We start from the raw sequence: 21,046 nt of genomic DNA, 5'->3' as shown, positions 1-21,046 counted from the left end.
CTCCAAATTACCGCCTCCGCATGCGGGCGAGTGCGCCAGGCCGCTGGCGTCCTCGTCCTTGCTCGCGGGTCATCCCTCCCCGCTCGAAGTCGAGGCAGAACGCTTGCCTCGTACTCCCCTGACTTCCCCGGTCACTCGGACGGTTCGCGCGACTGGCGCGAACCGTCCTCACTGCACGTCCTGAAGCCCGGTGCGTAGATTCCGACGCCGTTTTTCGAGAATCCAAACGCTGAACATCCAAACCGATTTTCGCACACCGGTCGAACGCTGTCCTCCGTAATTGTTTTTGGTCGTTAGCGGCAAAGAAGAGATAAGGCATGAGTGGAAGTCCTGACGACGACCGACTGGAAGAGCTTCGACAGAAAAAGATGGAGGAACTGCAAGACCAGAAACAGCAGGAAGAAGCCCAGCAGCAGGCCCAACAGCAGGCCGATGCACAAAAGCAGGCACTGCTTCGGCAGTACCTCACGGACGGCGCTCGCAAACGACTGAACTCGGTTCGAATGAGCAAACCGCAGTTCGCCGAGCAGGTCGAACAGCAAATCCTCGCAATCGCCCAGAGCGGGCGCATCAACGGGAAAATCGACGACCAGAAGATGAAAGAACTGCTCCGCGAACTGAAGCCCGACAAAAAGAGCTTCAACATCAAACGCCGCTGAGATGGAACTCGGACTCCTCTACAGCGGGGGAAAGGACTCGACGCTTGCCGCCCTCCTGCTAGACGATTTCTACGACGTGACGCTTGTCACAGCCCACTTTGGCGTCACGGACGACTGGAAGCACGCCCGCGACACCGCCGAAGCCACCGGATTCGACTTCGAAACGGTCGAACTCGACCGCGACACGGCCATCTCAGCGGTCGAACGGATGGTCGAAGACGGCTATCCTCGAAACGGTATCCAACAGGTGCATCTCTACGCCTTGGAAACCGTGGCCGGAATGCGCTTCGACGCGGTGGCCGACGGCACGCGCCGGGACGACCGCGTCCCGACGGTTTCGCGCGCACAAGCCCAAAGTCTCGAAGACCGCTACGATATCGACTACATCGTGCCGCTCTCTGGATTCGGCCGGGGTGCGGTTGACCGACTGGTCACCGCGAACCTGGACGTGGAATCCGGGCCGAGCGACGAGATTCGCAAGGCCGACTACGAGGCGGAACTGCGTGCTATCCTCACGGATGAACACGGCACGGATGCAGTCGATGATGTCTTCCCCGCACACGAACAAACGTACGTCACAGGGTTCCTCACACGCGGATAATGCAGTGCTTGATTAGTGGATGGCCGACCGATACTGCGACCTGCTTCGTGTAAATCGTCGTCTTACTTCTCGGTATGCATCGTAACCGATGCCGTTCTCCGCGGTAGCATCCAACGAACTATACCCATCCCACGTGTACGAACTGGAGATGCGTGCCTTTCGAGTTGCCTATGACGGCCGCCCATTTTACGGATTTCAGCGTCAGCCAACCGTTCCGACCGTCGAGGATGCGATGTTCGATGCGCTTCGCGCCCTTGGCGTGGCGGACGACGTACCGGAGGGATACGCCGCTGCGGGTCGAACCGACGCCGGAGTCTCAGCCCTCGCACAGACTGTAGCGTTCGAATGTCCCGACTGGTTCACCCCGTCGGCGTTCAACAGCGAACTGCCGGGGTCGATTCGCGCGTGGGCGAGCGCCGAAGTCGTTCCCGAGTTTCACGCGACCCACGACGCCTACTTTCGAGAATACGTCTATCACTGCTACGCCCCGACAGCGAACCTCGCGTTGGCGAAAGATGCCGTCGGGCGACTCGCTGGCGAGAACGATTTTCACAACCTGACGCCCGACGACGACGGCACCGTCCGTGACCTCGACATCCACGTCCTGCAAGACAGCGATTATCTCGTCTTCACGCTTCGTGCCGGCGGTTTCGCCCGCAATCTGGTTCGTCGGGTCGTCTCCCTCGTCCATGCCATCGCCGTCGGTAACGCGCCGATGGCGAAAATCGAGCGCGTGCTCTCACCGGAACCGCTTGACGGGCCGGAGGGGGTTCCGCCAGCGCCCGCACACCCACTGCTTCTCGTGGACGTCGGATACGGCTGTTCGTTCGAAATCGAAAACGATGCGGCGGAGAGTGCCAAGGAGGTGTTCCGTGACTTGGGAATCGAGCAACGAACTCGCTCACGAGTCGCCCGTGAAATTACTGCGAACCTCGAATAGATTTATCACTGTCACGTGTCGCTATCTGATATGGTCAACGACGGTTTGCTCCGGGACGTGACTGTGGACATCGTCCGAAACGAGATTACACACCGGAGCTAAACTCGGCGATTCGGAGGCACTACCCGCGAATTTTCATCTCACCGAACTGTTTTTGATACTTGGGTGATGTGTCTCCGTATGAATCACCGTTCCGACAGCACCGACTGGCTCTGACAGGCGACGACGTACGTGACACTTGGTATGATTATCGCAACCGTCGGCTTTGGCATCACGACTGCTCTCGTCGCTGCCTTCCATGTCGTAGGAGCGCTCGTGTCGTTTTTCGTTGTCTTTGGCTCGCTATTTTTCGGCGTCTACTTCGTCCTCTGTGGCCTCGTCATCTTCGTCGGTGAACTTGCGGATGGGACGTGAATCGAACCCTAATCCCACTCCTCGGGCCAAATTCCGGCCGCCCGCATCCCCTTTTCGAAGTCGTTTTCTCGGAGGTTTTCGGCTATGCTTTCGGTGGTTGGTCGCGGAACCTCGTCGTACGAGGCGACCTCCTGAACGAGAAGCGCGGCCAGCATGGCGTGTTCGCGCAGGTTTCTGTCGTCCACTTTGTCCCGCGTGTCGGCGTGGGTGTGGCCCCATCCCCGTCCGCGCGCTCCCGGCGCGCTGTGGTCTTGCTCGCTGTGCAGTTGGAGTGCAGGCACACTCTGTTTCAAAAACGGCCAGTGGTCGCTGAATGGGTGAACGTTTTCTTGCAGTTTGATGGGCTGGTTCGTCTCGTCGGAGACGGATTCGACCACGTCGCATATCGTTTCGGAGTCGTGAGTGAACGCCCGCATATTCCGGAATCGACCGGCACCATCGACGTTGACGACTGCTTTCACCGTCGAACAGTCGAGCGAATTCGCCAACGCCTCGCTCCCGAGGAGACCGATTTCCTCACAGCCGACGCCAGCGATCCGGACGCGCGTGTCGAGGTTCATCTTCGCAAGGAGGTGGGCCGCCGCGACGACGACGGTGATGCCGCATCCGTTGTCGAGTGCGCCCTCCGCGATGTCGTGGGAATCGAGATGGGCGACGACCACGACCTCCTCTTCGGTGTCCGGACCGAGTTCCGCGACGGCGTTGTGACTCGTCCCCGCCGTCGTTTCGGCATCGACGGTGAGCCTCGCAGTTGCACCGCGCTCGGCGTACTCGGTCAACCATGCTCCGGTTTCCTTGCTCACGCCGACGCCCGGAATCGCGGTTTCGTCGCCGAACGTGAGCGACCCGGTCGGTGGCAGTTGTCCCGAAACGTGGTTGTGGAAGATGAAACCCTCGGCACCTGCTGCAGCGGCGTAGCCGAACTTTTCCATTCGGTGGATGAACCGACTTCCGGCGGGCGTCGTCGTACTGGCAACCGCTATTTTCCCGGCTACGTCTTTTTCGTCTATCTCGTTGGGCATACCATGGCCGACATCCACCAACTCGCCGCGCGCGTCGCCGGCGGGTGAGTACGGCAGTGCGATGGTATCGAACGAGCGCTCCGGCGGGTTTGTAACGGCGAGTCGTGCGGAACCCCGCGACCAACAGTCCATATCGAACGATTCGATGTGGGCGTTTCGCGCGCCAGCGCGTTCGAACCCGTTCGTGACGAGTTCTGCGGCTCGTCGTTCACCGGGATGGCCTCCCATCCGATTTTCGAGTTCGGTTATCTTCGTCAAGAACGCCCACGGGTAGTCGTCCTGCCACATCTCGGCGAGTGCTATCCGTGCCTCGTCAACCATACCCCCACTGTGTCGGCAGTCGGTAAAAACCTCCGTCCTGCGGTGAAACCTCCTTCTGAAATATCAACGTTTACAGGGTGGCTGTCCTACTGGTATGGTATGAGTTCTGTTCCCGAACGAAACGACATCGATTCACAATATAAATGGGATCTGGAGAGCATTTACGCGACCGACGACGAGTGGACGGAAGCCTACGAGACGGTCGAAGACCGACTGGGAGAGCTCGAAGCGTACGAAGGAGCGGTAACTGAGGACGGCGAGACGCTCCTTTCGGTTCTGCAACTCTCAGACGAGATCGACCGAGAGGTGGCCATGGTTGCGTCGTATGCCAGAATGCGAAGCGACGAGGACACGTCAGACCAACAGTATCAGGCACTTTCGACCCGCGCCCAGTCGCTCGTTTCCCGCGCCCAGAGTGCATCGAGCTTCATCGAGCCGGAAGTGCAGTCGCTCGACCACGACGAACTCGACCGGATGATCGAGGAGACGGACGGTCTCGAAGAATACGACCACTACCTCGACGACGTGATGCGGATGAAAGAACACACTCGCTCCGCGGAAATCGAGAATCTGCTCGCGGAGTTCGGCGAGGTCACCGGGGCGTCCGGGGAGATTTACAGCATGCTCTCGAACGCCGACATGACCTTCCCGACCGTCGAAAAACCCGACGGTGATGCGGTCGAAATTACGCAGAGCAACTTTGTCAACCTTCTCAAAAACTCCGACCGCGAGTTCCGTCAAACGGTGTACGAGAACTACTTTGACGAGTGGCACGACGTGCGCAATTCGGTCGGCGCTGCGTACAAAAACAGCGTCAAATCGGACGTGAAATACGCCCGTGCTCGAAACTACGACACCGCACGCGAGGGGGCGCTGGACGGGCCGAACGTTCCGCCGGAAGTGTACGACAACTTGCTCGACACCGTCCGCGACAATCTCGATAAACTCCACCGCCACGCCGAACTCAAGCGCAAGAGTCTCGGTGTTGACGAACTTCGAATGTGGGACCTGTATATGCCGATGACCGAGTCCGAGAGTCCAGACCTCGACTACGACCAAGCGGTCGAATACGTCGTAGATGCCGTCGGTGCGCTCGGCGAGGACTATCAATCACGGGTCGCGGAGGGCATCGAATCGCGCTGGATAGACGTGTACGAGACTCAAGACAAGCGGGCAGGTGCGTACAGCGGTGGCACGTACGACACGCAGCCATTCATCCTGATGAACTATCAGGATGACATCTCCTCGATGTACACGCTCGCACACGAACTCGGACACTCGCTTCACTCGCAGTTGACGAGCGAAACGCAGCCGTACGTGTACGGTGGGTACGAAATATTCGTCGCCGAGGTGGCAAGCACGGTCAACGAGGCACTGTTGACACACCACCTGCTCGAAACCGTGGACGACCCCGAGTTCCGTCTCCACGTTCTGAACGAGTATCTGGAACGGTTCCGCTCGACCTTGTATCGCCAGACGCTCTTCGCCGACTTCGAGTATCGTGCCCACCAGGCCGTGGAAAACGGCGAGGCACTCACGCCCGACCGACTGGACGAAATCTACGGCGACCTCAAGCGTGAGTTCTACGACCCCGCTGCCGTGGACGACCGAATCGAGCGTGAGTGGATGCGCATCCCGCATTTCTACCGTGCCTACTACGTCTACCAGTACAGCACTGGAATCAGCGCTGCTGTCGCGCTTGCCGACAAGATTCTGGAGGAGGGCCAACCCGCCGCGGAACGCTATCTGGAGTTCCTCGGCAGTGGGTCGCGGGAGTACCCGCTCGAACTACTTCGCGATGCGGGCGTTGACATGGCCTCGCCCGAACCTATCCAGCGCGCGCTCGATGTCTACGACACGCATCTCGATGAGATGGAAGAACTGATTTAACGCAACGAACCCCTTTGCTTTCGTTTCGTTCGTCAATCGGCCGCTTTCCTATCGAATCTTCATTTCTCCATCCGTATTTCAAGTTCAGTTTACTCGATGAAAATTGTACACACTCGATAGATGTCTGACTAAATTTATTAGGCTTGATCGCGAAAATGCCCACAATATATCGAAATGCGCGCGACTACTTCGAGAGTATTCAAAACTTCCGGACGCTCCGCGACCCAAAGGCACTTTTAATGTGGCGACATACGAGGGAATAACAAATGTCGCGCAGTCCATCTGTCCCTGATAGACCAACGCTTGAGCTCGATCCGGAGATGTCCGACGAGGAGCGCTTGTCGGCACTCCAAGAACATTTCACGGACATCGTAAAGGTCAACGAAAAACTGCGTGAGCGTGTCGAAGCTGCCGGTGAACGCCGCGAAGACCTTGCAGACGAAGTAGACCGTCTTCAGCGCGAGAACGAGACGTTGAAAACGACCTCGCTGTACGTCGCCACTGTCGAAGACGTAACCGACGACGGCCTCATCATCAAACAACACGGCAACAATCAAGAGGTACTGACCGACGTTGCAGTGCAACTGCGTGAGGACATCGAAGCCGGGGATCGAGTCGCCGTCAACGACTCGTTTACCGTCGAGCGACTGCTGGACATGGAGACGGACGCGCGAGCGCAGGCGATGGAAGTGGACGCATCGCCCGAGGTGACCTACGACGACATTGGGGGTATCGAAGAACAGGTTCGAGAAGTCAGGGAAGCTGTCGAAGAGCCGCTCGTCAACCCCGAGCAGTTCGAGGCTGCAGGTATTGAACCGCCGAGCGGCGTCCTCCTTCACGGCCCGCCGGGAACCGGGAAGACGATGCTGGCGAAGGCAGTCGCCAACCAGACCGACGCCACCTTCATCAAGATGGCCGGGTCGGAACTCGTCCAGAAGTTCATCGGCGAGGGTGCCAAACTCGTCCGCGACCTGTTCGAACTCGCATCCGAGCGCGAACCGGCAGTTATCTTCATCGACGAAATCGACGCGGTCGCCTCCCGCCGAACCGACTCGAAGACGTCGGGTGACGCCGAGGTGCAGCGAACGATGATGCAACTGCTTTCGGAGATGGACGGCTTCGAAGACCGCGGCGAAATCCGCATCATCGCGGCCACCAACCGCTTCGACATGCTCGACAGTGCCATCCTTCGCCCCGGTCGTTTCGACCGCCTCATCGAAGTGCCGAACCCGGACGAGGAAGGTCGCAACCGCATCCTCGAAATCCACACCAGTGACATGAACGTCGCCGAGGACGTGGACTTCGAACACCTCGCCGAGATGACGGAAGGGTTCAGCGGTGCCGAAATCGAGAGCCTGACGACTGAGAGCGGCATGTTCGCCATCCGAGACAGCCGCACCGAGGTGACGATGGAGGACTTCGAAGCGGCGCTGAAGAAAATCGAGGCTGGCGACGACCCGGTTCCGAACCTGCGATACGCTTACTAACTACCTTTTAGTTCAGCTTTTACGCCGCTCTTCGTCCGGCTTCTTCACGGGCGTCGCCCGTGAAGGAACGAGTGAGCTTCACTCTCTTCCATTCCCTGTAAAAGCTGAACCAAAAGCACTCCTCTTTCACTTCGCTCCGGAAGGCGCAGAGCGCCTTCCGTGCTCTCGTTCGCTTCGCTCACGAGAACTCCGCTCCGTTCAGTCGTCGGCCCGCTCACTCGTCGCTATCGCTCCTCGCTCGCGGTAGAGTTGCTAGTCCTCTAGCGGTTGTGTAGTTGCTAATCCCGGCGGTTGGTCGGCCTGCTGATTTTCGTTTGCGAGTCGATTTTCAAGCGATGGTGTCGGTATCATAGGTGCGGTATTTGCCTTAGCGTTTACAAACAGCCCGGAGGACTCACGGTGTTGAAGCGGTCGAGTGTGATGTCTCATCAGCCAGCAACTGTAAACACTGTCTGAAACCTTCGCTTTGAAAATCCCGAAAGAGTAGATGATGTCTGAAATCACCGAATCGAGAATTATCGTCCTCAGTGGCACGTCTCCAGCACGTCAAAGCAGGGGGCTTTTTCTTCCCACACAGTGCCGACTCTCGTATGCGAGTTGACCTCGGCAACGCCCTCGACACCGTTGCCTCACCTGGCGTCTCACGCGATGTCCTCGAGCGGCTGGACGAACGTGTCGCCGACGCCCACGAGCGAATCGAAGCGGGACGCGAAGATAACGAACACGGGTACGAAGCACTGAACCTACCCGAGACGACCGACACCGACGAGATTCGAACGGCGGTCGAACCGTTCGCGGACGCCGAAACGGTGCTCACGGTCGGTATCGGCGGCAGCGCGCTCGGCGCGGCGACGTTAGCACACGGACTGGAATCCGAGGTTGACGCCTACTTCCTCGACAACGTCGACCCGGAACACGTCTCAGTGCTCCTCGACAGCATCTCGCTCGCGGATACCGCGGTCAACGTCGTCTCCCGTTCCGGAACGACGGCGGAGACGCTGGCGAACTTCCTCGCCGTCCGCGATGCCATGGAGTCGGCTGGCGTGGACTGGACGGAACGAACCTTCGTTACAACCGGCGAGGACGGCAACCTTCGAAATCTCGCGAACCGACATGACCTTCCCGCGCTCGACGTTCCGGACGGCGTTCCGGGCAGATTCTCGGTGCTCTCGACGGTCGGACTGGCCTGTGCCGCGATTCAGGGTCACGACATCGACGCGGTGCTCGCGGGTGCGCAGGCGGAAGCGAGTCGGCTCTCCGGGTCGTTGTTCGACTCGCCAGCTTACGCCTACGGAACTGCCTGCTACGCGCTGGACGAACGCGGCGCGGGAATCAACGCCATGATGCCGTATGCCGAATCCTTGGAGACGTTTGCCGAGTGGTTCGCCCAGTTGTGGGCCGAGAGCCTCGGAAAGGATGGATTGGGTCAGACGCCCGTGCGAGCACTCGGTGCGACCGACCAGCATTCCCAACTGCAACTGTACCGTGCCGGTCCTCGGGACAAGATGGTCACGTTGATCCGCCCGACGGAACGGGACGACCGTGCGATTCCGGAAACCGACCTGCCCGGATTGGAATATCTCGGCGGCCAGAGCCTCGGAACCCTGTTGGATGCCGAGTTCGAGGCGACCGAAGCGAGTCTCGCGGAATCCGGACAACCGACAGTTCGCCTCGAAATCGACCGCGTGGACGAGTACGGACTCGGTGAACTCCTCTACTGTCTGGAAACGTCCTGCGTCCTCGCGGGCGAGTTGTACAGCGTCGAGACGTTCAACCAACCCGCAGTCGAGTGGGGCAAGCGCGTCGCTCGTGGTCTCCTCGGAGGGGGCGATTTCGACGAAGCAGATTCGCTCGCTGACAAGTCGGCGCTCGTGGTAGAATAATCGCCGTTCACAAAGCATTTACCGGACTACGAAGAGTTGTCGAACGTCCTTCGCGTCACCTCCTGAATGGCGCACTTTCAGCATGATGAGGCATCATTCCCTTTCCACGGTTCTCGCGGCTTTCGTCGCGATTTCACTCTTCACCGGCGCGGTCACTGCGACCAGTGTTTCCACCTCATCGACTGGAAACTCCGCAGAGACGTTCGCCGACGCACCGCTCGACCACGATACGGTTACGGCGAACAACAGTTCTGTATCGTTTGATAACGACGTCAACCCCCTCGTTTTCGATACTGCGGCAAATCAGACGGTTCGTGGCGAGACGACACTCGACCCGGGGACCAAACTATTCGTCCAGATTCACGCGACGAGTCAGTTTTTCAAATCGCAGATGGTTGCAGTTCAACCCGACGGGTCGTTCAACGCGACGTTCAACTTCAGTGAGTACGAGTCCGACACCGAGTTCGGCGTCGTCGTCGCCACGCGGGAAAACAACTCGACCGCCGGAACCCCGCTCGCCGCTGTCGATGGCGTCCTCAAAAACAATTCCGAGGCAACGACAACGACGGTGTTTTCGACGACATCCGAATTGAGCGACACGACGACCGAAACAACGACCGAAACAACCACTGAAATGGCCGCTGACGAAGGAACTAAAACGTCCACGGCGAGCACCGTCCAGTCGAGCGAGAGTGGTGGCCAACCCGGATTCGGACTCGTCGTCGCAGTCGTCGCTCTCGCGGGACTCGTCCTGCTCTCCCGTCGCCACTGATTACCGGGTCGTAGCACCTTTACTCCCACAGTTCTTTCTCTCGCGTATGGAAGATGGTACAGCGGCAAGCGTCGGTGGTGATTCCCCGACCCGCGGTTCGCTCGGCCAGATGGTGCGTGCAGTCCTCTTGAGCGGTGTGCTCGGTTTCTCGGGACTGCTCGCAATCTCTCTGTGGGCATCCGTGTTCCTCATCGTTCTCGGCCCCGAAACGCTCGGGCCGATGGAGGAACTCGCCCTCTCCGCACTCGCGCTCGGTCTCGGAACCGGAACGGTTGCCGCCTTGTTCATGATCGGTCGCGGATACGGTTTTTCGTATCTCGATTTCAACCTCCCCGATGCGCGCGATTTGGGCTACGTCGTCGTCGGCACGCTCGGCCTCTTGGTTCTGCAAATCATCATCGGCGTCGTCCTCACGCAACTCGGTGTCGGCACCGCAGACCACAGTATCGAACAACAGGCAAGTCAGGGTAATCCCCAAATCCTCCTCATCCTCATCCCCGCAGCGTGGCTCATTATCGGCCCCGGTGAGGAACTGCTCTACCGAAACATCATTCAAAAATCGCTGTACGATACGTTCTCCGAATATGGTGCCGTCGTCGTGGCCAGCGCGATTTTCGCATTGGCACACATTCCCGCCTACGCGGCAGGGTCGACGCTCGTGGCGACCGCAGGAACGCTCGTCGTCATTTTCCTGCTCTCGCTCCTCCTCGGTGCCACGTACCTCAAAACGGGCAACGTTACCGTCTCAGCACTGATTCACGGCTCGTTCGACGCGGTCTTGTTCGGACTGATGTACGTTCAGTACGCCGCATGAATCGCTTACGAGGGATTTTTCCGCGAGAGCGGACTGCCACAGATGGGACAGCGTTCTTTGTCCTCGTCGAACTCCCGACCACAGCCGGAACACTGGAACGACCAGTTTCGTTGTTCCTCGATACCGTCTTGGGCGATGACATCAACGGCCACGTCCATCCGTTCGGCGACGTTCTGCATCGCGTAATCGTCCGTGACGAGGGTGCCGTCGAGTTCGAAGGTGGCGGCGATGAGCCGAATGTCGGTCATCGAGAGCACGTCCAAATCACCAGTCTCGCCCGCAGCACGGCGGACTTTCTCCACTGCGTCGTCGCGCGGGAGGTGAATATGCATTCCCGACCCTTCCATGGCATCGAATCGGAAGGCGTGTTCACCCTCCAACTCCTGTTGTACCATTGGAATTGACGCTGTCTGTTCGGTCGTGTGGTACTCGTTGATAAAAGCTGAGGCGTCTAAAACGTACATTACCGCTGAACTACGATGTAATCTTTGACTGCTTGTACCCGGGTGACGGGAAGTTCGAAATGCCCATCCTCGTCGAGTTCGAGGTCGACGGTTTTCGGGTCGATCTGTTCATCCGGTTCGACGACGAGGCTCGATAGTCCCCCCGTCTTCAAGTTCATCGTGATGTTGTAGAGCATCCCCAGTTCGGTGCCGTCTGAACCCATGACGGCCTTCCCCGAGAGATTCTCCGCGAGTATGTCGGACATTGTTGGGGGTTACCGACCGCTACTACATAAACTCAACGGGGTACTATGGACGAGGCTCGTCGTCTATCATCTGCGAAAATGAGTCCCATCTCCGATCTGCGTGGCGATGGAGTTAAATGCCGTGCCGGGTTGTTCTGTGATAAGAACTTCTCCCGGGTGGTAGGTATGTCGGACACAGATTCACACGAGACGGAAACTCTCAGAACACCCATCGTCGCAGTCCTCGGACACGTCGACCACGGCAAAACCAGCCTCCTCGACAAAATCCGCGGTTCGACGGTGATCGAAGGCGAAGCGGGCGCAATCACACAGCACATCGGTGCGACAGCAGTGCCACTCGATGTGGTGTCGAAGGTCGCCGGAAAACTGGTCAACCCGGACGACTTCGACCTTCCGGGACTCCTGTTCATCGACACGCCGGGACATCATTCGTTTACGACCCTTCGGTCGCGTGGCGGCGCACTCGCGGACATCGCGATCCTCGTCGTCGACGTAAACGACGGATTCCAGCCACAGACCGAAGAAGCGATACACATTCTTTCACAGTCCCAAACTCCGTTCGTCGTCGCGGCGAACAAAATCGACACGACACCGGGTTGGAATCCACAGCCCGACTCGCCGATTCAAGGAACGTACGATGCACAGAGCGACCGGGCGCGCTCGACGCTCGACCAGAATCTGTACGAACTCATCGGCGAGCTCAGTGACGCGGGCTTTTCGGCCGACCTGTACTGGCGGGTGCAGAACTTCCAGAACAACGTCGGCGTGGTTCCGGTCAGTGCGGAAACGGGCGAGGGTGTCCCCGACTTGCTCACGGTGCTGATGGGACTGGCCCAGCGCTACATGCGCGACGACATGGAAATCGACGTCGCCGGCCCCGGTGCGGGAACCGTCCTCGAAGTCAAGGAAGAGAAAGGCTTCGGGACGACGCTCGACGTGGTGCTGTACGACGGCACGGTCGGTGCGGACGAAACCATCGTCGTCGGTGGGAAAAACAAGCCCATCGTCACCGACGTTCGCGCCCTACTGAAACCGCGACCGCTCGCCGAGATTCGAACCGAAGACCGGTTCGAGAAGGTCGATTCCATCGGTGCCGCCGCAGGTGTGAAGATCGCCGCGCCGGATTTCGATGATGCGATGGCTGGCGCTCCCGTTCGCGTCGTTCGTGACCGGGAAATAGACGACGTTATCTCGGAAGTCGAGGCGGAGCTCGCGGAAGTCGAAGTGAGTACGGCGGAAGAGGGAATCGTCGTCAAAGCCGACACGCTCGGCAGCCTTGAAGCGATGGTGAGCACGCTCGAAGAGGAAGAGATTCCGGTCATGCGTGCCGAAGTCGGCGACGTTGCACCGCGCGACATCCGGTTCGCGACGACTGCGGACGAGCCAAAACACCGGACGATTCTGGCGTTCAACGTCGACACACTCGCTGACGCCGCGGACGAAGCTGAACAACGGGATATCCGTCTTTTCGACAGCGACGTTATCTACCAACTCATCGAGGAGTACGAGGAGTACGTCGACGAGATGGAGCGCGCCCAGCAACAGACCGTCCTCGACAACATCACCCGCCCATCCCGGTTCCGAATCTTGGAAGACCACGTGTTCCGGCAGAACAACCCAGCAGTGGTCGGTGTCGAAGTCATGTCCGGTACCGTGAAAAACAACTCGTTCGTCGCGAAGTTCGAGGGCAACGAATCGAAGCGCGTCGGCACCATCAAAGGGATTCAGGAACAGGGTGAAGACGTAGACGAGGCCCGTGCCGGAAGTCGGGTCAGCGTCGCCATCGACGGGCCGACCGTTGGCAGACAGATCGACGAGGGTGATGAACTCTGGATCGAACTCCCCGAAAAGCACGCCAAGATTTTGGAGCAGGAACTGTCCGACGACATTCCGGGTGACGAACTCGAAGCACTTCGAATGTATCTCGACAAGCAGAGAAAGCGCGACCCATTCTGGGGGAAGTAGGGCAAATACGCTTTCGTTACTGGCCGAAAAAATACGGGACTGAAGGATGAAGATGAGCGTACGTAGCCGATGTCAGAGTCGCATTGCTCGATGGTCGGTTTCGTACTACGACCTCGTGTTACTTCTCCTTCCGATGATAATTGTCGGCGGTTTCACCGTCAGTACGCTGAGTTCAGTTCCGATAAACGTTGGAACCCTGCTGACGGGATTTGTATCGTCGCTGGTTGTCGGCGATGCAGTCTTCAAGCGACCGCCTAGCGGGCAGTCGGAGTGATCTGATCCTCGACTGCCTGTTTCACTTGGAGTACAGCACTGGCGGCCAGTCCACGGGCGACTTCGTCGCGCTCCTCTTCATCGATGAGTTCGTCTTCAAGTTCGTCGTTTTCGGGTTCGAACCCGGCACTGACGATGTGACCGACCGGTGGCTGAACCGACACTGTCGCTTGTGGCCCAGTAGCACCGTTCGTGACATGTGACCCGATGACGTATTCGTCGGGGAGGAACTTGCGGGTCAGCGTGGCTATGTCGGCGACACTGTTCCGAAGCGCGCGCGTCTGCTCTGGAGAAAGTTCGACAACATCGGCAGACGCCCGCTGTCCGGCCTGCGTCACGTCGGGTGTACCAGCGTACGGAGTATTTCCATTCATGCGGTCTGCTACCCTTCGATAAGGCTGTCCGCCGTATAAACCCGTCGCCCTCGGAAGTTAACAAATCGGCTCGCTCTCGCCGTACACCGCGAGGACGACGGCCGTGACGTAGGTGCCGGGTTCCGCATCCTCGGTTACCGTTTTCACTGCCTCGTCGACGAACTCCCAATCGCGGAGTTGTCGCCCCGCTTCCAGTCCGGCCCGAACCCTGCTTTCGATTTCTTCGGCGTCAGTTTCGCCGGCCGCTTCGTAAAACAGTCCTGCACCATCGCTTTCGGTCCAGCCTAGTCCCGCCGAAACGTGCCCCGGCCCGGGCCGCGTTGCCCGTGCTTCGACCACGGTCAGACGGTTTCCTGCTGGGCCGAGGTCTGGCGCGGTGCCCATCGCTTCGACCGGCGTGTCGGCGGGAATGACCGATGAGACGGAGACGAGGTTGTAGTTGTGAACGTTCGCGTCCGCGAGTGCCGCGTCGTACGACGACATCTTCGTCGGTCCACTTGCGGTACCCCAAACGACCCGAATCATGCTCATGCAGGGGGTCTGGTGTTCGCGGGAAAGGGTCTGTCGATTCTAGCAAAGCGAGTGGGAGGATAGCGTGTTTGGTGTTGACGTGCGTCGGTTTTATGTGTGGCTTGCCAAAGGGGAGATTGGATTCTGATGAGGTTCCAGCAACGAAAGCGAGACTGTGACGCTAGCTACTTCTAGGCGCAAGCCACGCCCTCACTCGTTGCTCGCTACTTTCAGTCGCTCACTCGAACGAGTGGCTCTGCCACGAGTGACTGACTGAGCGAGGGCGTGGCTTGCGCCTGGCAATTGCAGTCAACACCCCTTCACCGACCACACCCCGAATAGCAAAACGAACAGTAGCGTTCAGAAACGCTCGAAAATACCGTTTCTACTACTCTTCCAGCTCGAAATCCCGTCGCATGGCGATTTCGAACCACGGGCAGAGACGCAGTTGGCGGTACCAGCGTGGGTTCTCGTACAGACGCTGGTACGGTACCCACATTAGGCCGCCGACCTCCTCCTTAACGGGGTCGAGGCTCTTGTCCTGAAGCGTGAGTTTCAACACGGCACAGACCTCGTGTTCGACGCCCTCGCGTGGGTAGTAGCGCTTGTATTCGAACTTGTCCGTCTGGCGCAGGTCGTCGTACTGGTCGGGCGTGATGCCGAGTTCGTCTTCGAGACGCTGGCGGGTGGCCTCCTCTTGGGACTGGCCCGGATTGGGGTGGGAGGCGACGGTGCCGTCCCAGTATGTGTCCCAGAGTCGCTTGGTCGGCGAGCGCTGGGCGAGCAGGATGTTGTCGTCCTCGTCGAAGATGAGAGTGGTGAACGCGCGATGGCGGATGCCGTCTCCCATGTGTGCTTCGAGTCGGTTGACGACTTCCAAATCGTTGTCGTCGGCATCAACGGCGACGACGGATTTGCGGGCGTTTTTGTGGACTTCGTCGGTACCGTCCGAGATGGAATCAGCGGACGAGTCAGTGGCGTTGTCAGCGCTCATACTGGTATAGAGAACTATCCGTTTCAAACGTTCTTCGGAACACGTCCGAGGGAGATTGAACCGCCGTCGCCGCGAGTCGCGTCATTTACCTTCGCGCGACTCCGATTGTTCGGTGATGACCGAGGCCGCGACCACCGGAGAGGACGAGTACTCCGGACTGTTCGGCGCGTTTCGCTACAGTTTCCGCGCGACGGATTCGAACGTTTTCCGCCTCTACGTCCTCGTCAGCTTCGTTCTCGGATTTATTCTCGGCCTCACTTTCGTACTGGCACTCATCTTCTGGTTCGTAGAAACGCTCGGTCACTCCGCGCTGGATACCACGTCGAACGCCTTTCTCGGCGTTGTGGCGATGTTCGTCCTCGGTCCGCTTTTCGCGCCGGTGCTGTTCGTCGCACGACGCCATCGGCGCGGTGAAGCGACCGTCTCAACCTACGATACCCTGCTCGCACTCGGCGGGTTCCTCTTCGTCGTCTCGCTGTACGCCGGACTCATCATCACCGTCCCGCCGGAGTATCAGACCGCCAATGCCGGTGTAATCGGCGAATTTCTGTACTCGCTCCCCCAGTTGTTCGGCCTCGTGCCACCGTTGGCCGCCGCGCTCGTGATTTTCGCCATCCATCGATTTGCCCGGTAACGAACCGCTCCCCGGAGCGCAATTCGGAAAAACCCCGCCGACCTATCCCTTCGCATGCCCGAAAAGACCAGCACGTTCCTCGTCACGCACGCCGAGGAAGAGTCGGCAGTGCTGAAAGACGTTCACGACGGACAGGTACACACCCTCTCGGCCAATCCCGGTGTCGAATCCAACGACGCCATCGACGCCACTGTCGCCCCTGAACCACCGATGGAGATGACGTGGGACGTCGTGGAAATCGACGACAAGCGTCCGCTCACGGTTCACAAGAGCGAGGAACCACCCACGGTGCAGGAACGCGACATCGCAGAGGGACAGGACGTCGGTGACCTCGAACGAACCGAACGCGCCGGAATCGGTGAAATTCACGTCCTCTCGGTACCACCGGAGGAAACCGAAGACGCAGTGGACGACGTGCTGGACGACGAAGGAACGCTCGCCCGTGCCGCCCGACTTGGCATGAATCGCGTGGAGATTCGGTCGGAGGAAGGTGTGGTGAGCGTTCGATATCTGCCGTAAAAGCGAATCAGATATTCCGGCTAACCCCGAGAATCGCGCCACAGTGAGGGCAGTCCCAAACGTTTCTCGAACTCAGAAATCCGCCAGCGGACGCATCGCTTTTTACCAGCTTTTCGACTTCTTGGCCACAGTCAGGGCAGTGGGACATGTGGCGTAGTTTTTCTTCTGACACTATAAATTGCATCTTAACCGTGTCTTCACCGGAACGCTGCGACGTCCCCAAACTGCCGGAAAACAGCGTCCTCGACTTGGAGGACTATCTCGCCATGCAACGCGCAATCGGCGAAAAATCACGTTACAGAATCCTCGCCGAACTCCTCCGTGAGGTCGGGATGAGTGCGACCGAACTCGTGGACGTACTCGAAATAAATCGAACAAGCTCCCCTATCATCTGGACCAACTTGTTAATGTTGGATTGGTCGCAAACAGAAAACGGAAAGAACGTGGCGTTGACGGTTTGTACTCCTATGATGTCGCAACCTCGCTGGGCAGTGCGGCCATGCAACACGGAATCGGCGAACTCATTCGCGAGGAACACGGCATCCGCACTCGCTACAGCTAATCTTTTCTACCTGACTCAGAAACCCTTCGCGTATGGCAATGCAACCGCACCTGCTCGTTGACGAGGGCGACCTGAACGATATCGCGCTGATTCCGGGCGACCCGGGCCGCGTCGACCGAATCGCGAAACAGTGTGATTCTTCGGAAGTCGTCTCCGAGAACCGAGAGTACAAAGTCGTCAACGCCGAGTACGAGGGCGTCCCCCTCACGATTTGTTCGACCGGTATCGGCTGTCCGTCCGCGACCATCGCCATCGAGGAGATGGAAGCCGTCGGAGTCGAAACCGTGATTCGCGTCGGGACGACCGGCGCACTCCAGCAGGACATCGAAATCGGAGACATGGTCGTCGCCACGGGTGCGGCGAAAGACGAGGGGACGACCCGGCGCTACGAGAAAGACACCTACCCGGCGGTGCCGGACTACGACGTGCTTTCGGCGCTGGTTGATTCCTCGGAGGCGAACGACGAGGACGTTCACGTCGGCCCGATAGCGAGCGACGACGCGTTCTACGCCGAAACCGACGAGTACGTCGAAGATTGGGAGACGGCGAACATCCTCTCGGTGGAGATGGAAGCCGCGGCCGTTTTCTCCGTCGCCCGCCGGAAGGGGATGCGCTCGGGAGCCATCTGTACGGTTGACGGCAATCTCGTGAAGGGAACCCAGAAGGGTACGGACACCGAGGACGACGAACTCCCTGAGAAAGCGAAGAACAACGTCGAGCGGGCGATTCGTATCTCGCTGGACGCAGTCGTCTCGCTCTCGGAATAACTGCTCGCATTGGGTGACTACATTCCCTTTGAGTGTCACCCTCTCTCAGTAACAGAACGCATTTATTCTCGAATGGCGCAGTTTTTCGTATGTTTGATGACCTGCGAATGCGGTATCACGCCGTCCTCCGACGCATTCGCCGGTTCGAACGCCGGGAAATCCAGCATTTCACCCGATGGGTCGAACACACACAGAACCTGACTCGGATCACGGTACTGGTGCTTGCGCCACTCCTCATCGCCGGTATCACGTGGCTTTCGAACACGGTGAACGTCGTGACGTTCCTGCTTTTCCCGCCGCTCGCGTCGGGGACGTACACCCTCTTTACTGATCCGGAGGGCAAGTACGCCTCACCCACCCGGTTCGTCGGTGGGATGACCACCGGAGCGCTCTGTGGCTGGGTCGCATTGACCTTCTCTGCCAAATATCTCTATCACAGCTCACCGGACTCGATGACGATTCACGCCGGTGGGGCGGCACTGGGTATCCTTCTCACCGTGCTCGTGACGTGGTCGCTCGACGTGGAACAGCCGACCGCGTTTTCGTCCGCGCTCCTTGTCCTCATGTTTCCGTTCGACGAGGTGGGGAGTTTCGGGAATTTCTTCTCGGGCTTCCTGTACGTCATCGGTATCGCCATTTCGAGCAGTATCGTCGCTGGCGTCTTCGTCATCTGGCGGCGGGAATTCTACGAACGCCGCGCGCGATATCTTTATCGCTCGACGAAAGGTGACGACCACGTTCTCGTCCCGATGCGCGGGGAGTACGCCGAAGAAGCGGCCATGTTCGGTGCAAAGCTCGCTTCGGCACACGACGCGGGCAAAGTCGTACTCATCGATGTCGTGGACGAAATGGCCATCGAGGAGGCTGAAAAGGATATCGAGGCGTCGGACGGTGGTTCAGACCCCCAACTCGTGAATCCGGAGTCGGCGGAACTCACATCTCAGGACGAAACCGCCGAGGCACAGGCCGCGGATGTCGCAGCAGACCGACTCGAAGCCCAGGCACATCGAATCCGGACACGGATGGGTGTTCCCTGCGAAGTTGTCGTCGCGGGCGACGGAAAAACGTCCGCGAAAACGGTGCTGAACACTGCTCGAGAGGTGAACTGCGACCTCATCGTCACACCCTACGAGGAGAAACACGGTGCACTCTCGCCGTTCGTCAGGGGACTGTTCCGCGGCAACGTGGATGCCATCGCGTACCGTCCCGGCCTCGAAAGCGAACCACGCCGGCGCTGGAAACGCGTCCTCGTTCCCGTCAGGCGAGCGGGCAACACAGCCCACACAATGATCGATTTCGCACGGCGACTGGTCGGGCGTTCGGGGTCGGTTAGCGTCTGCACGTGTATCGATCGTGAAGCCGAACGACGAACCGCAGAATCGACCCTTGCGGATCTCGTGGAAGCGTTTTCCGGCTCGTTCGAAACGCGCGTCTCGCGGAGCAGTATCGAGGACTTCCTCGCCGCCAACGATGACCACTACGACCTCATGATAATCGGCGCGAGCACCGACCGAAGTGCCGCATCACGATTCATCTCTCCACCGACGTTCGAGCGACTGCACGAAATCGACTGCGACGTGGCGGTCGTGCATCACGGATAACTCACGTTTTCGAGCGAATCAAAAGTCGTCCAACGTTTGGTTCAGGGGGTCTCCTGCCAACTGGTCGGCCAGTTCCTCGACGTGTTCCCCGCCGAGTGCCGCCTTCACCAGCATCCGTCCGACGAAGGCGGGGCTGACCACGATATCTGCTCCCGCTCGGCGAAATTTCTTCACGTTGTCGTGGTCGGTCGCACCGGCGACGATTCGAACGTCGGGGTTCAACTGCCGAGCGGTCAACACCGTGAGTGCATCATCGGCGTCGTCATCGGTCGCGACGAGCACCGACTGTGCTCGTCCGATGCCGACCCGTTCGAGTAACTCCTCGTCGGTGGGGTCGCCGTGAATGACGGTTCGGTTTTTCGAGCGAAGTTCGTTGACGAGCGCTTCGTCGTCGATGACGAGCACGTATTCGGTTCCGCTGGCGAGTTCGTCGACTATCCATTCCGTAAGCAGGTGGCCGTATCCGAGTACGAGTAGGTGATTTTCCATGAGTTCGATGTTGGTATCGGTCGTTCGACCGAGGGCGCTTGCGAAACTGTTCTCAACCATCGGCACAAACAGAACACCCAGTGCAGCCGCGAAACTACCGGTTCCGAGGACGATAACGGTCATTCCGAACACCTGTGCGAATGGCGCCGTCGGTTGAATATCGCCGTATCCGACGGTACTCGCGGTCACGACCGTGAAGTAGAACGCCTCGAAGATGGCGTTGTCGCCGCCAATGCCGTCGAAATACTGCCGAAGTGTATATGCACCGACAGTTCCGTACAGTTGTGCTCCGACGACGGCGGATGCGGCGGCGATCTGCGTCGTCGTCGGTTCGATGGGATGTTCGAACCGGTGACGAGTCCGAATCAACATTGGGAGGGTGACGAGCGACCCGGCGACGAGAAAGAGCGAGTACGGCGTCGATTGAAGTATTCCGTGTATCGCGGCGACGAGAACCAAAATCGTGCTCGCGTACCAGGCCGCACGAAAACCACGGCGGAGACCGATGGCTGCGACGAGGAGGAGAAAGCCGACGATGGTGCTAGTGTACGCTGTTGTCGTTCGAACGACTTCGGGGATGATACCGCCGAACAATCCGCCGTTCCCTCCGGTGCCGCTGAGACTGGTCGAGACGAGACCGGTCGCTATCGAAAGCAACGCGACGCCGATGATCAACCAAACGACGATACGAGCGGAGACGAATCTCCCCCGTGCCACTCGCACCATATGAATCTCCATGCTACCTCCCGTGCGATAAATCAGGTGGCCGAACGTTACGCGGGGACGACCACCGACGCCGCCTATTTATCGACTCTGTCATATCTGTTCTCTTGTGATTTGTCGGTA

General features: G+C 59.0%; 23 protein-coding genes. 16 read left to right on the top strand and 7 right to left on the bottom strand.

Translation table 11 applies throughout. The features are described 5' to 3' along the window. Positions 1–30: 30 nt before the first annotated feature. From ACN2TU_RS11265 to ACN2TU_RS11245, 5 genes are all read left to right on the top strand, one after another. A complete protein-coding gene (locus ACN2TU_RS11265; protein ID WP_435155400.1) occupies positions 31–198 on the top strand; it encodes a hypothetical protein in 168 nt (55 codons plus the stop codon). 119 nt (positions 199–317) lie between these two features. Next, the gene (locus ACN2TU_RS11260) at positions 318–659 is read left to right on the top strand and encodes a DNA-binding protein (protein WP_227776334.1); all 342 of its coding nucleotides are present in this window, start codon (positions 318–320) and stop codon (positions 657–659) included. 1 nt (position 660) lies between these two features. Beyond that, positions 661–1,260, top strand: a complete 600-nt coding sequence (locus ACN2TU_RS11255; protein ID WP_435155397.1) for a DUF7411 family protein — start codon at positions 661–663, stop codon at positions 1,258–1,260. A 148-nt stretch (positions 1,261–1,408) separates the two neighbouring features. Next, complete coding sequence (truA, locus tag ACN2TU_RS11250; protein WP_435155395.1) at positions 1,409–2,200, top strand: tRNA pseudouridine(38-40) synthase TruA; 792 nt, start codon at positions 1,409–1,411, stop codon at positions 2,198–2,200. A 243-nt stretch (positions 2,201–2,443) separates the two neighbouring features. Next, positions 2,444–2,614, top strand: coding sequence for a hypothetical protein (locus ACN2TU_RS11245; RefSeq protein ID WP_435155393.1), 171 nt, complete (start codon positions 2,444–2,446; stop codon positions 2,612–2,614). Positions 2,615–2,622: 8 nt separating this feature from the next. Here the strand turns inward: ACN2TU_RS11245 and ACN2TU_RS11240 are convergent, their stop codons facing one another. Beyond that, entirely contained in the window at positions 2,623–3,957 is a 1,335-nt protein-coding gene (locus ACN2TU_RS11240; RefSeq protein WP_435155392.1) for a M28 family peptidase, read from the bottom strand. A gap of 99 nt (positions 3,958–4,056) precedes the next feature. On the opposite strand from ACN2TU_RS11240, the gene pepF reads away from it, so the two are divergent. The 5 genes from pepF to ACN2TU_RS11215 all read left to right on the top strand — a co-directional run bounded on the left by pepF (position 4,057) and on the right by ACN2TU_RS11215 (position 10,803). Continuing rightward, complete coding sequence (gene pepF, locus ACN2TU_RS11235; RefSeq protein WP_435155390.1) at positions 4,057–5,847, top strand: oligoendopeptidase F; 1,791 nt, start codon at positions 4,057–4,059, stop codon at positions 5,845–5,847. Between the two features lie 266 nt (positions 5,848–6,113). Beyond that, positions 6,114–7,334, top strand: coding sequence for a proteasome-activating nucleotidase Pan2 (gene pan2 / locus ACN2TU_RS11230; RefSeq protein ID WP_435155389.1), 1,221 nt, complete (start codon positions 6,114–6,116; stop codon positions 7,332–7,334). Positions 7,335–7,924: 590 nt separating this feature from the next. Continuing rightward, positions 7,925–9,217 (top strand): glucose-6-phosphate isomerase, encoded by a 1,293-nt coding sequence (locus tag ACN2TU_RS11225; RefSeq protein ID WP_435155387.1) that lies wholly within the window; start codon positions 7,925–7,927, stop codon positions 9,215–9,217. Positions 9,218–9,299: 82 nt separating this feature from the next. Next, positions 9,300–9,989, top strand: a complete 690-nt coding sequence (locus ACN2TU_RS11220) for a BGTF surface domain-containing protein (protein WP_435155386.1) — start codon at positions 9,300–9,302, stop codon at positions 9,987–9,989. A gap of 46 nt (positions 9,990–10,035) precedes the next feature. Next, on the top strand, positions 10,036–10,803 hold the full coding sequence (locus ACN2TU_RS11215; protein ID WP_435155384.1) for a CPBP family intramembrane glutamic endopeptidase: 768 nt from the start codon (positions 10,036–10,038) through the stop codon (positions 10,801–10,803). Positions 10,804–10,808: 5 nt separating this feature from the next. Here the strand turns inward: ACN2TU_RS11215 and ACN2TU_RS11210 are convergent, their stop codons facing one another. Both ACN2TU_RS11210 and ACN2TU_RS11205 read right to left on the bottom strand, forming a co-directional pair. Next, complete coding sequence (locus ACN2TU_RS11210) at positions 10,809–11,267, bottom strand: NOB1 family endonuclease (protein WP_435155382.1); 459 nt, start codon at positions 11,265–11,267, stop codon at positions 10,809–10,811. Beyond that, positions 11,267–11,512: a PRC-barrel domain-containing protein gene (locus ACN2TU_RS11205; protein ID WP_435155381.1), complete on the bottom strand. Its 246-nt coding sequence runs from the start codon at positions 11,510–11,512 to the stop codon at positions 11,267–11,269. The genes ACN2TU_RS11210 and ACN2TU_RS11205 overlap by 1 nt, the downstream gene beginning before the upstream one ends. A 165-nt stretch (positions 11,513–11,677) precedes the next feature. Between ACN2TU_RS11205 and infB the strand changes: the two genes are divergently transcribed. Together infB and ACN2TU_RS11195 are read left to right on the top strand one after the other, a co-directional pair. Beyond that, positions 11,678–13,477: a translation initiation factor IF-2 gene (gene infB / locus ACN2TU_RS11200; protein WP_435155380.1), complete on the top strand. Its 1,800-nt coding sequence runs from the start codon at positions 11,678–11,680 to the stop codon at positions 13,475–13,477. A gap of 52 nt (positions 13,478–13,529) precedes the next feature. Continuing rightward, positions 13,530–13,751, top strand: coding sequence for a DUF8015 family protein (locus ACN2TU_RS11195; protein WP_435155379.1), 222 nt, complete (start codon positions 13,530–13,532; stop codon positions 13,749–13,751). On the opposite strand, the gene ACN2TU_RS11190 is transcribed toward ACN2TU_RS11195, so the two are convergent. The 3 genes from ACN2TU_RS11190 to ACN2TU_RS11180 all read right to left on the bottom strand — a co-directional run bounded on the left by ACN2TU_RS11190 (position 13,732) and on the right by ACN2TU_RS11180 (position 15,628). Then, positions 13,732–14,124: a DUF5811 family protein gene (locus tag ACN2TU_RS11190; protein WP_435155378.1), complete on the bottom strand. Its 393-nt coding sequence runs from the start codon at positions 14,122–14,124 to the stop codon at positions 13,732–13,734. The two genes, ACN2TU_RS11195 and ACN2TU_RS11190, sit on opposite strands and share 20 nt — an antisense overlap. 57 nt (positions 14,125–14,181) lie before the next feature. After that, positions 14,182–14,655 (bottom strand): pyruvoyl-dependent arginine decarboxylase, encoded by a 474-nt coding sequence (locus ACN2TU_RS11185; RefSeq protein WP_435155376.1) that lies wholly within the window; start codon positions 14,653–14,655, stop codon positions 14,182–14,184. Positions 14,656–15,022: 367 nt separating this feature from the next. Then, positions 15,023–15,628, bottom strand: a complete 606-nt coding sequence (locus ACN2TU_RS11180) for an NUDIX hydrolase (RefSeq protein WP_435155375.1) — start codon at positions 15,626–15,628, stop codon at positions 15,023–15,025. Positions 15,629–15,743: 115 nt separating this feature from the next. On the opposite strand from ACN2TU_RS11180, the gene ACN2TU_RS11175 reads away from it, so the two are divergent. From ACN2TU_RS11175 to ACN2TU_RS11160, 4 genes are all read left to right on the top strand, one after another. Beyond that, a complete protein-coding gene (locus tag ACN2TU_RS11175) occupies positions 15,744–16,262 on the top strand; it encodes a DUF8056 family protein (protein WP_435155373.1) in 519 nt (172 codons plus the stop codon). A gap of 54 nt (positions 16,263–16,316) precedes the next feature. Further along, positions 16,317–16,781, top strand: coding sequence for a DUF5812 family protein (locus ACN2TU_RS11170; RefSeq protein ID WP_435155371.1), 465 nt, complete (start codon positions 16,317–16,319; stop codon positions 16,779–16,781). Between the two features lie 594 nt (positions 16,782–17,375). Then, complete coding sequence (locus ACN2TU_RS11165) at positions 17,376–18,110, top strand: nucleoside phosphorylase (protein ID WP_435155370.1); 735 nt, start codon at positions 17,376–17,378, stop codon at positions 18,108–18,110. Between the two features lie 89 nt (positions 18,111–18,199). Then, a complete protein-coding gene (locus ACN2TU_RS11160) occupies positions 18,200–19,711 on the top strand; it encodes an HPP family protein (RefSeq protein WP_435155368.1) in 1,512 nt (503 codons plus the stop codon). 18 nt (positions 19,712–19,729) lie between these two features. Here ACN2TU_RS11160 and ACN2TU_RS11155 read toward each other — a convergent pair whose 3' ends face one another. Beyond that, entirely contained in the window at positions 19,730–20,938 is a 1,209-nt protein-coding gene (locus ACN2TU_RS11155; protein WP_435155367.1) for a DUF7126 family protein, read from the bottom strand. Positions 20,939–21,046: the final 108 nt, after the last annotated feature.

Source organism: Haladaptatus marinus, from assembly GCF_051194195.1.
The sequence above is the reverse complement of the archived record's forward strand: the minus strand, read 5'-3'. Positions and strand labels throughout refer to the sequence as shown.

What these genes read in the sequence shown, in the direction of transcription:
- ACN2TU_RS11260 (WP_227776334.1), top strand. Translation starts at nt 318, where the DNA reads ATGAGTGGAAGTCCTGACGACGACCGACTGGAAGAGCTTCGACAGAAA.
- ACN2TU_RS11255 (WP_435155397.1), top strand. Translation starts at nt 661, where the DNA reads ATGGAACTCGGACTCCTCTACAGCGGGGGAAAGGACTCGACGCTTGCC.
- truA (WP_435155395.1), top strand. Translation starts at nt 1,409, where the DNA reads ATGCGTGCCTTTCGAGTTGCCTATGACGGCCGCCCATTTTACGGATTT.
- ACN2TU_RS11245 (WP_435155393.1), top strand. Translation starts at nt 2,444, where the DNA reads ATGATTATCGCAACCGTCGGCTTTGGCATCACGACTGCTCTCGTCGCT.
- ACN2TU_RS11240 (WP_435155392.1), bottom strand. Translation starts at nt 3,957, where the DNA reads ATGGTTGACGAGGCACGGATAGCACTCGCCGAGATGTGGCAGGACGAC.
- pepF (WP_435155390.1), top strand. Translation starts at nt 4,057, where the DNA reads ATGAGTTCTGTTCCCGAACGAAACGACATCGATTCACAATATAAATGG.
- pan2 (WP_435155389.1), top strand. Translation starts at nt 6,114, where the DNA reads ATGTCGCGCAGTCCATCTGTCCCTGATAGACCAACGCTTGAGCTCGAT.
- ACN2TU_RS11225 (WP_435155387.1), top strand. Translation starts at nt 7,925, where the DNA reads ATGCGAGTTGACCTCGGCAACGCCCTCGACACCGTTGCCTCACCTGGC.
- ACN2TU_RS11220 (WP_435155386.1), top strand. Translation starts at nt 9,300, where the DNA reads ATGATGAGGCATCATTCCCTTTCCACGGTTCTCGCGGCTTTCGTCGCG.
- ACN2TU_RS11215 (WP_435155384.1), top strand. Translation starts at nt 10,036, where the DNA reads ATGGAAGATGGTACAGCGGCAAGCGTCGGTGGTGATTCCCCGACCCGC.
- ACN2TU_RS11210 (WP_435155382.1), bottom strand. Translation starts at nt 11,267, where the DNA reads ATGTACGTTTTAGACGCCTCAGCTTTTATCAACGAGTACCACACGACC.
- ACN2TU_RS11205 (WP_435155381.1), bottom strand. Translation starts at nt 11,512, where the DNA reads ATGTCCGACATACTCGCGGAGAATCTCTCGGGGAAGGCCGTCATGGGT.
- infB (WP_435155380.1), top strand. Translation starts at nt 11,678, where the DNA reads ATGTCGGACACAGATTCACACGAGACGGAAACTCTCAGAACACCCATC.
- ACN2TU_RS11195 (WP_435155379.1), top strand. Translation starts at nt 13,530, where the DNA reads ATGAGCGTACGTAGCCGATGTCAGAGTCGCATTGCTCGATGGTCGGTT.
- ACN2TU_RS11190 (WP_435155378.1), bottom strand. Translation starts at nt 14,124, where the DNA reads ATGAATGGAAATACTCCGTACGCTGGTACACCCGACGTGACGCAGGCC.
- ACN2TU_RS11185 (WP_435155376.1), bottom strand. Translation starts at nt 14,655, where the DNA reads ATGAGCATGATTCGGGTCGTTTGGGGTACCGCAAGTGGACCGACGAAG.
- ACN2TU_RS11180 (WP_435155375.1), bottom strand. Translation starts at nt 15,628, where the DNA reads ATGAGCGCTGACAACGCCACTGACTCGTCCGCTGATTCCATCTCGGAC.
- ACN2TU_RS11175 (WP_435155373.1), top strand. Translation starts at nt 15,744, where the DNA reads ATGACCGAGGCCGCGACCACCGGAGAGGACGAGTACTCCGGACTGTTC.
- ACN2TU_RS11170 (WP_435155371.1), top strand. Translation starts at nt 16,317, where the DNA reads ATGCCCGAAAAGACCAGCACGTTCCTCGTCACGCACGCCGAGGAAGAG.
- ACN2TU_RS11165 (WP_435155370.1), top strand. Translation starts at nt 17,376, where the DNA reads ATGGCAATGCAACCGCACCTGCTCGTTGACGAGGGCGACCTGAACGAT.
- ACN2TU_RS11160 (WP_435155368.1), top strand. Translation starts at nt 18,200, where the DNA reads ATGTTTGATGACCTGCGAATGCGGTATCACGCCGTCCTCCGACGCATT.
- ACN2TU_RS11155 (WP_435155367.1), bottom strand. Translation starts at nt 20,938, where the DNA reads ATGGAGATTCATATGGTGCGAGTGGCACGGGGGAGATTCGTCTCCGCT.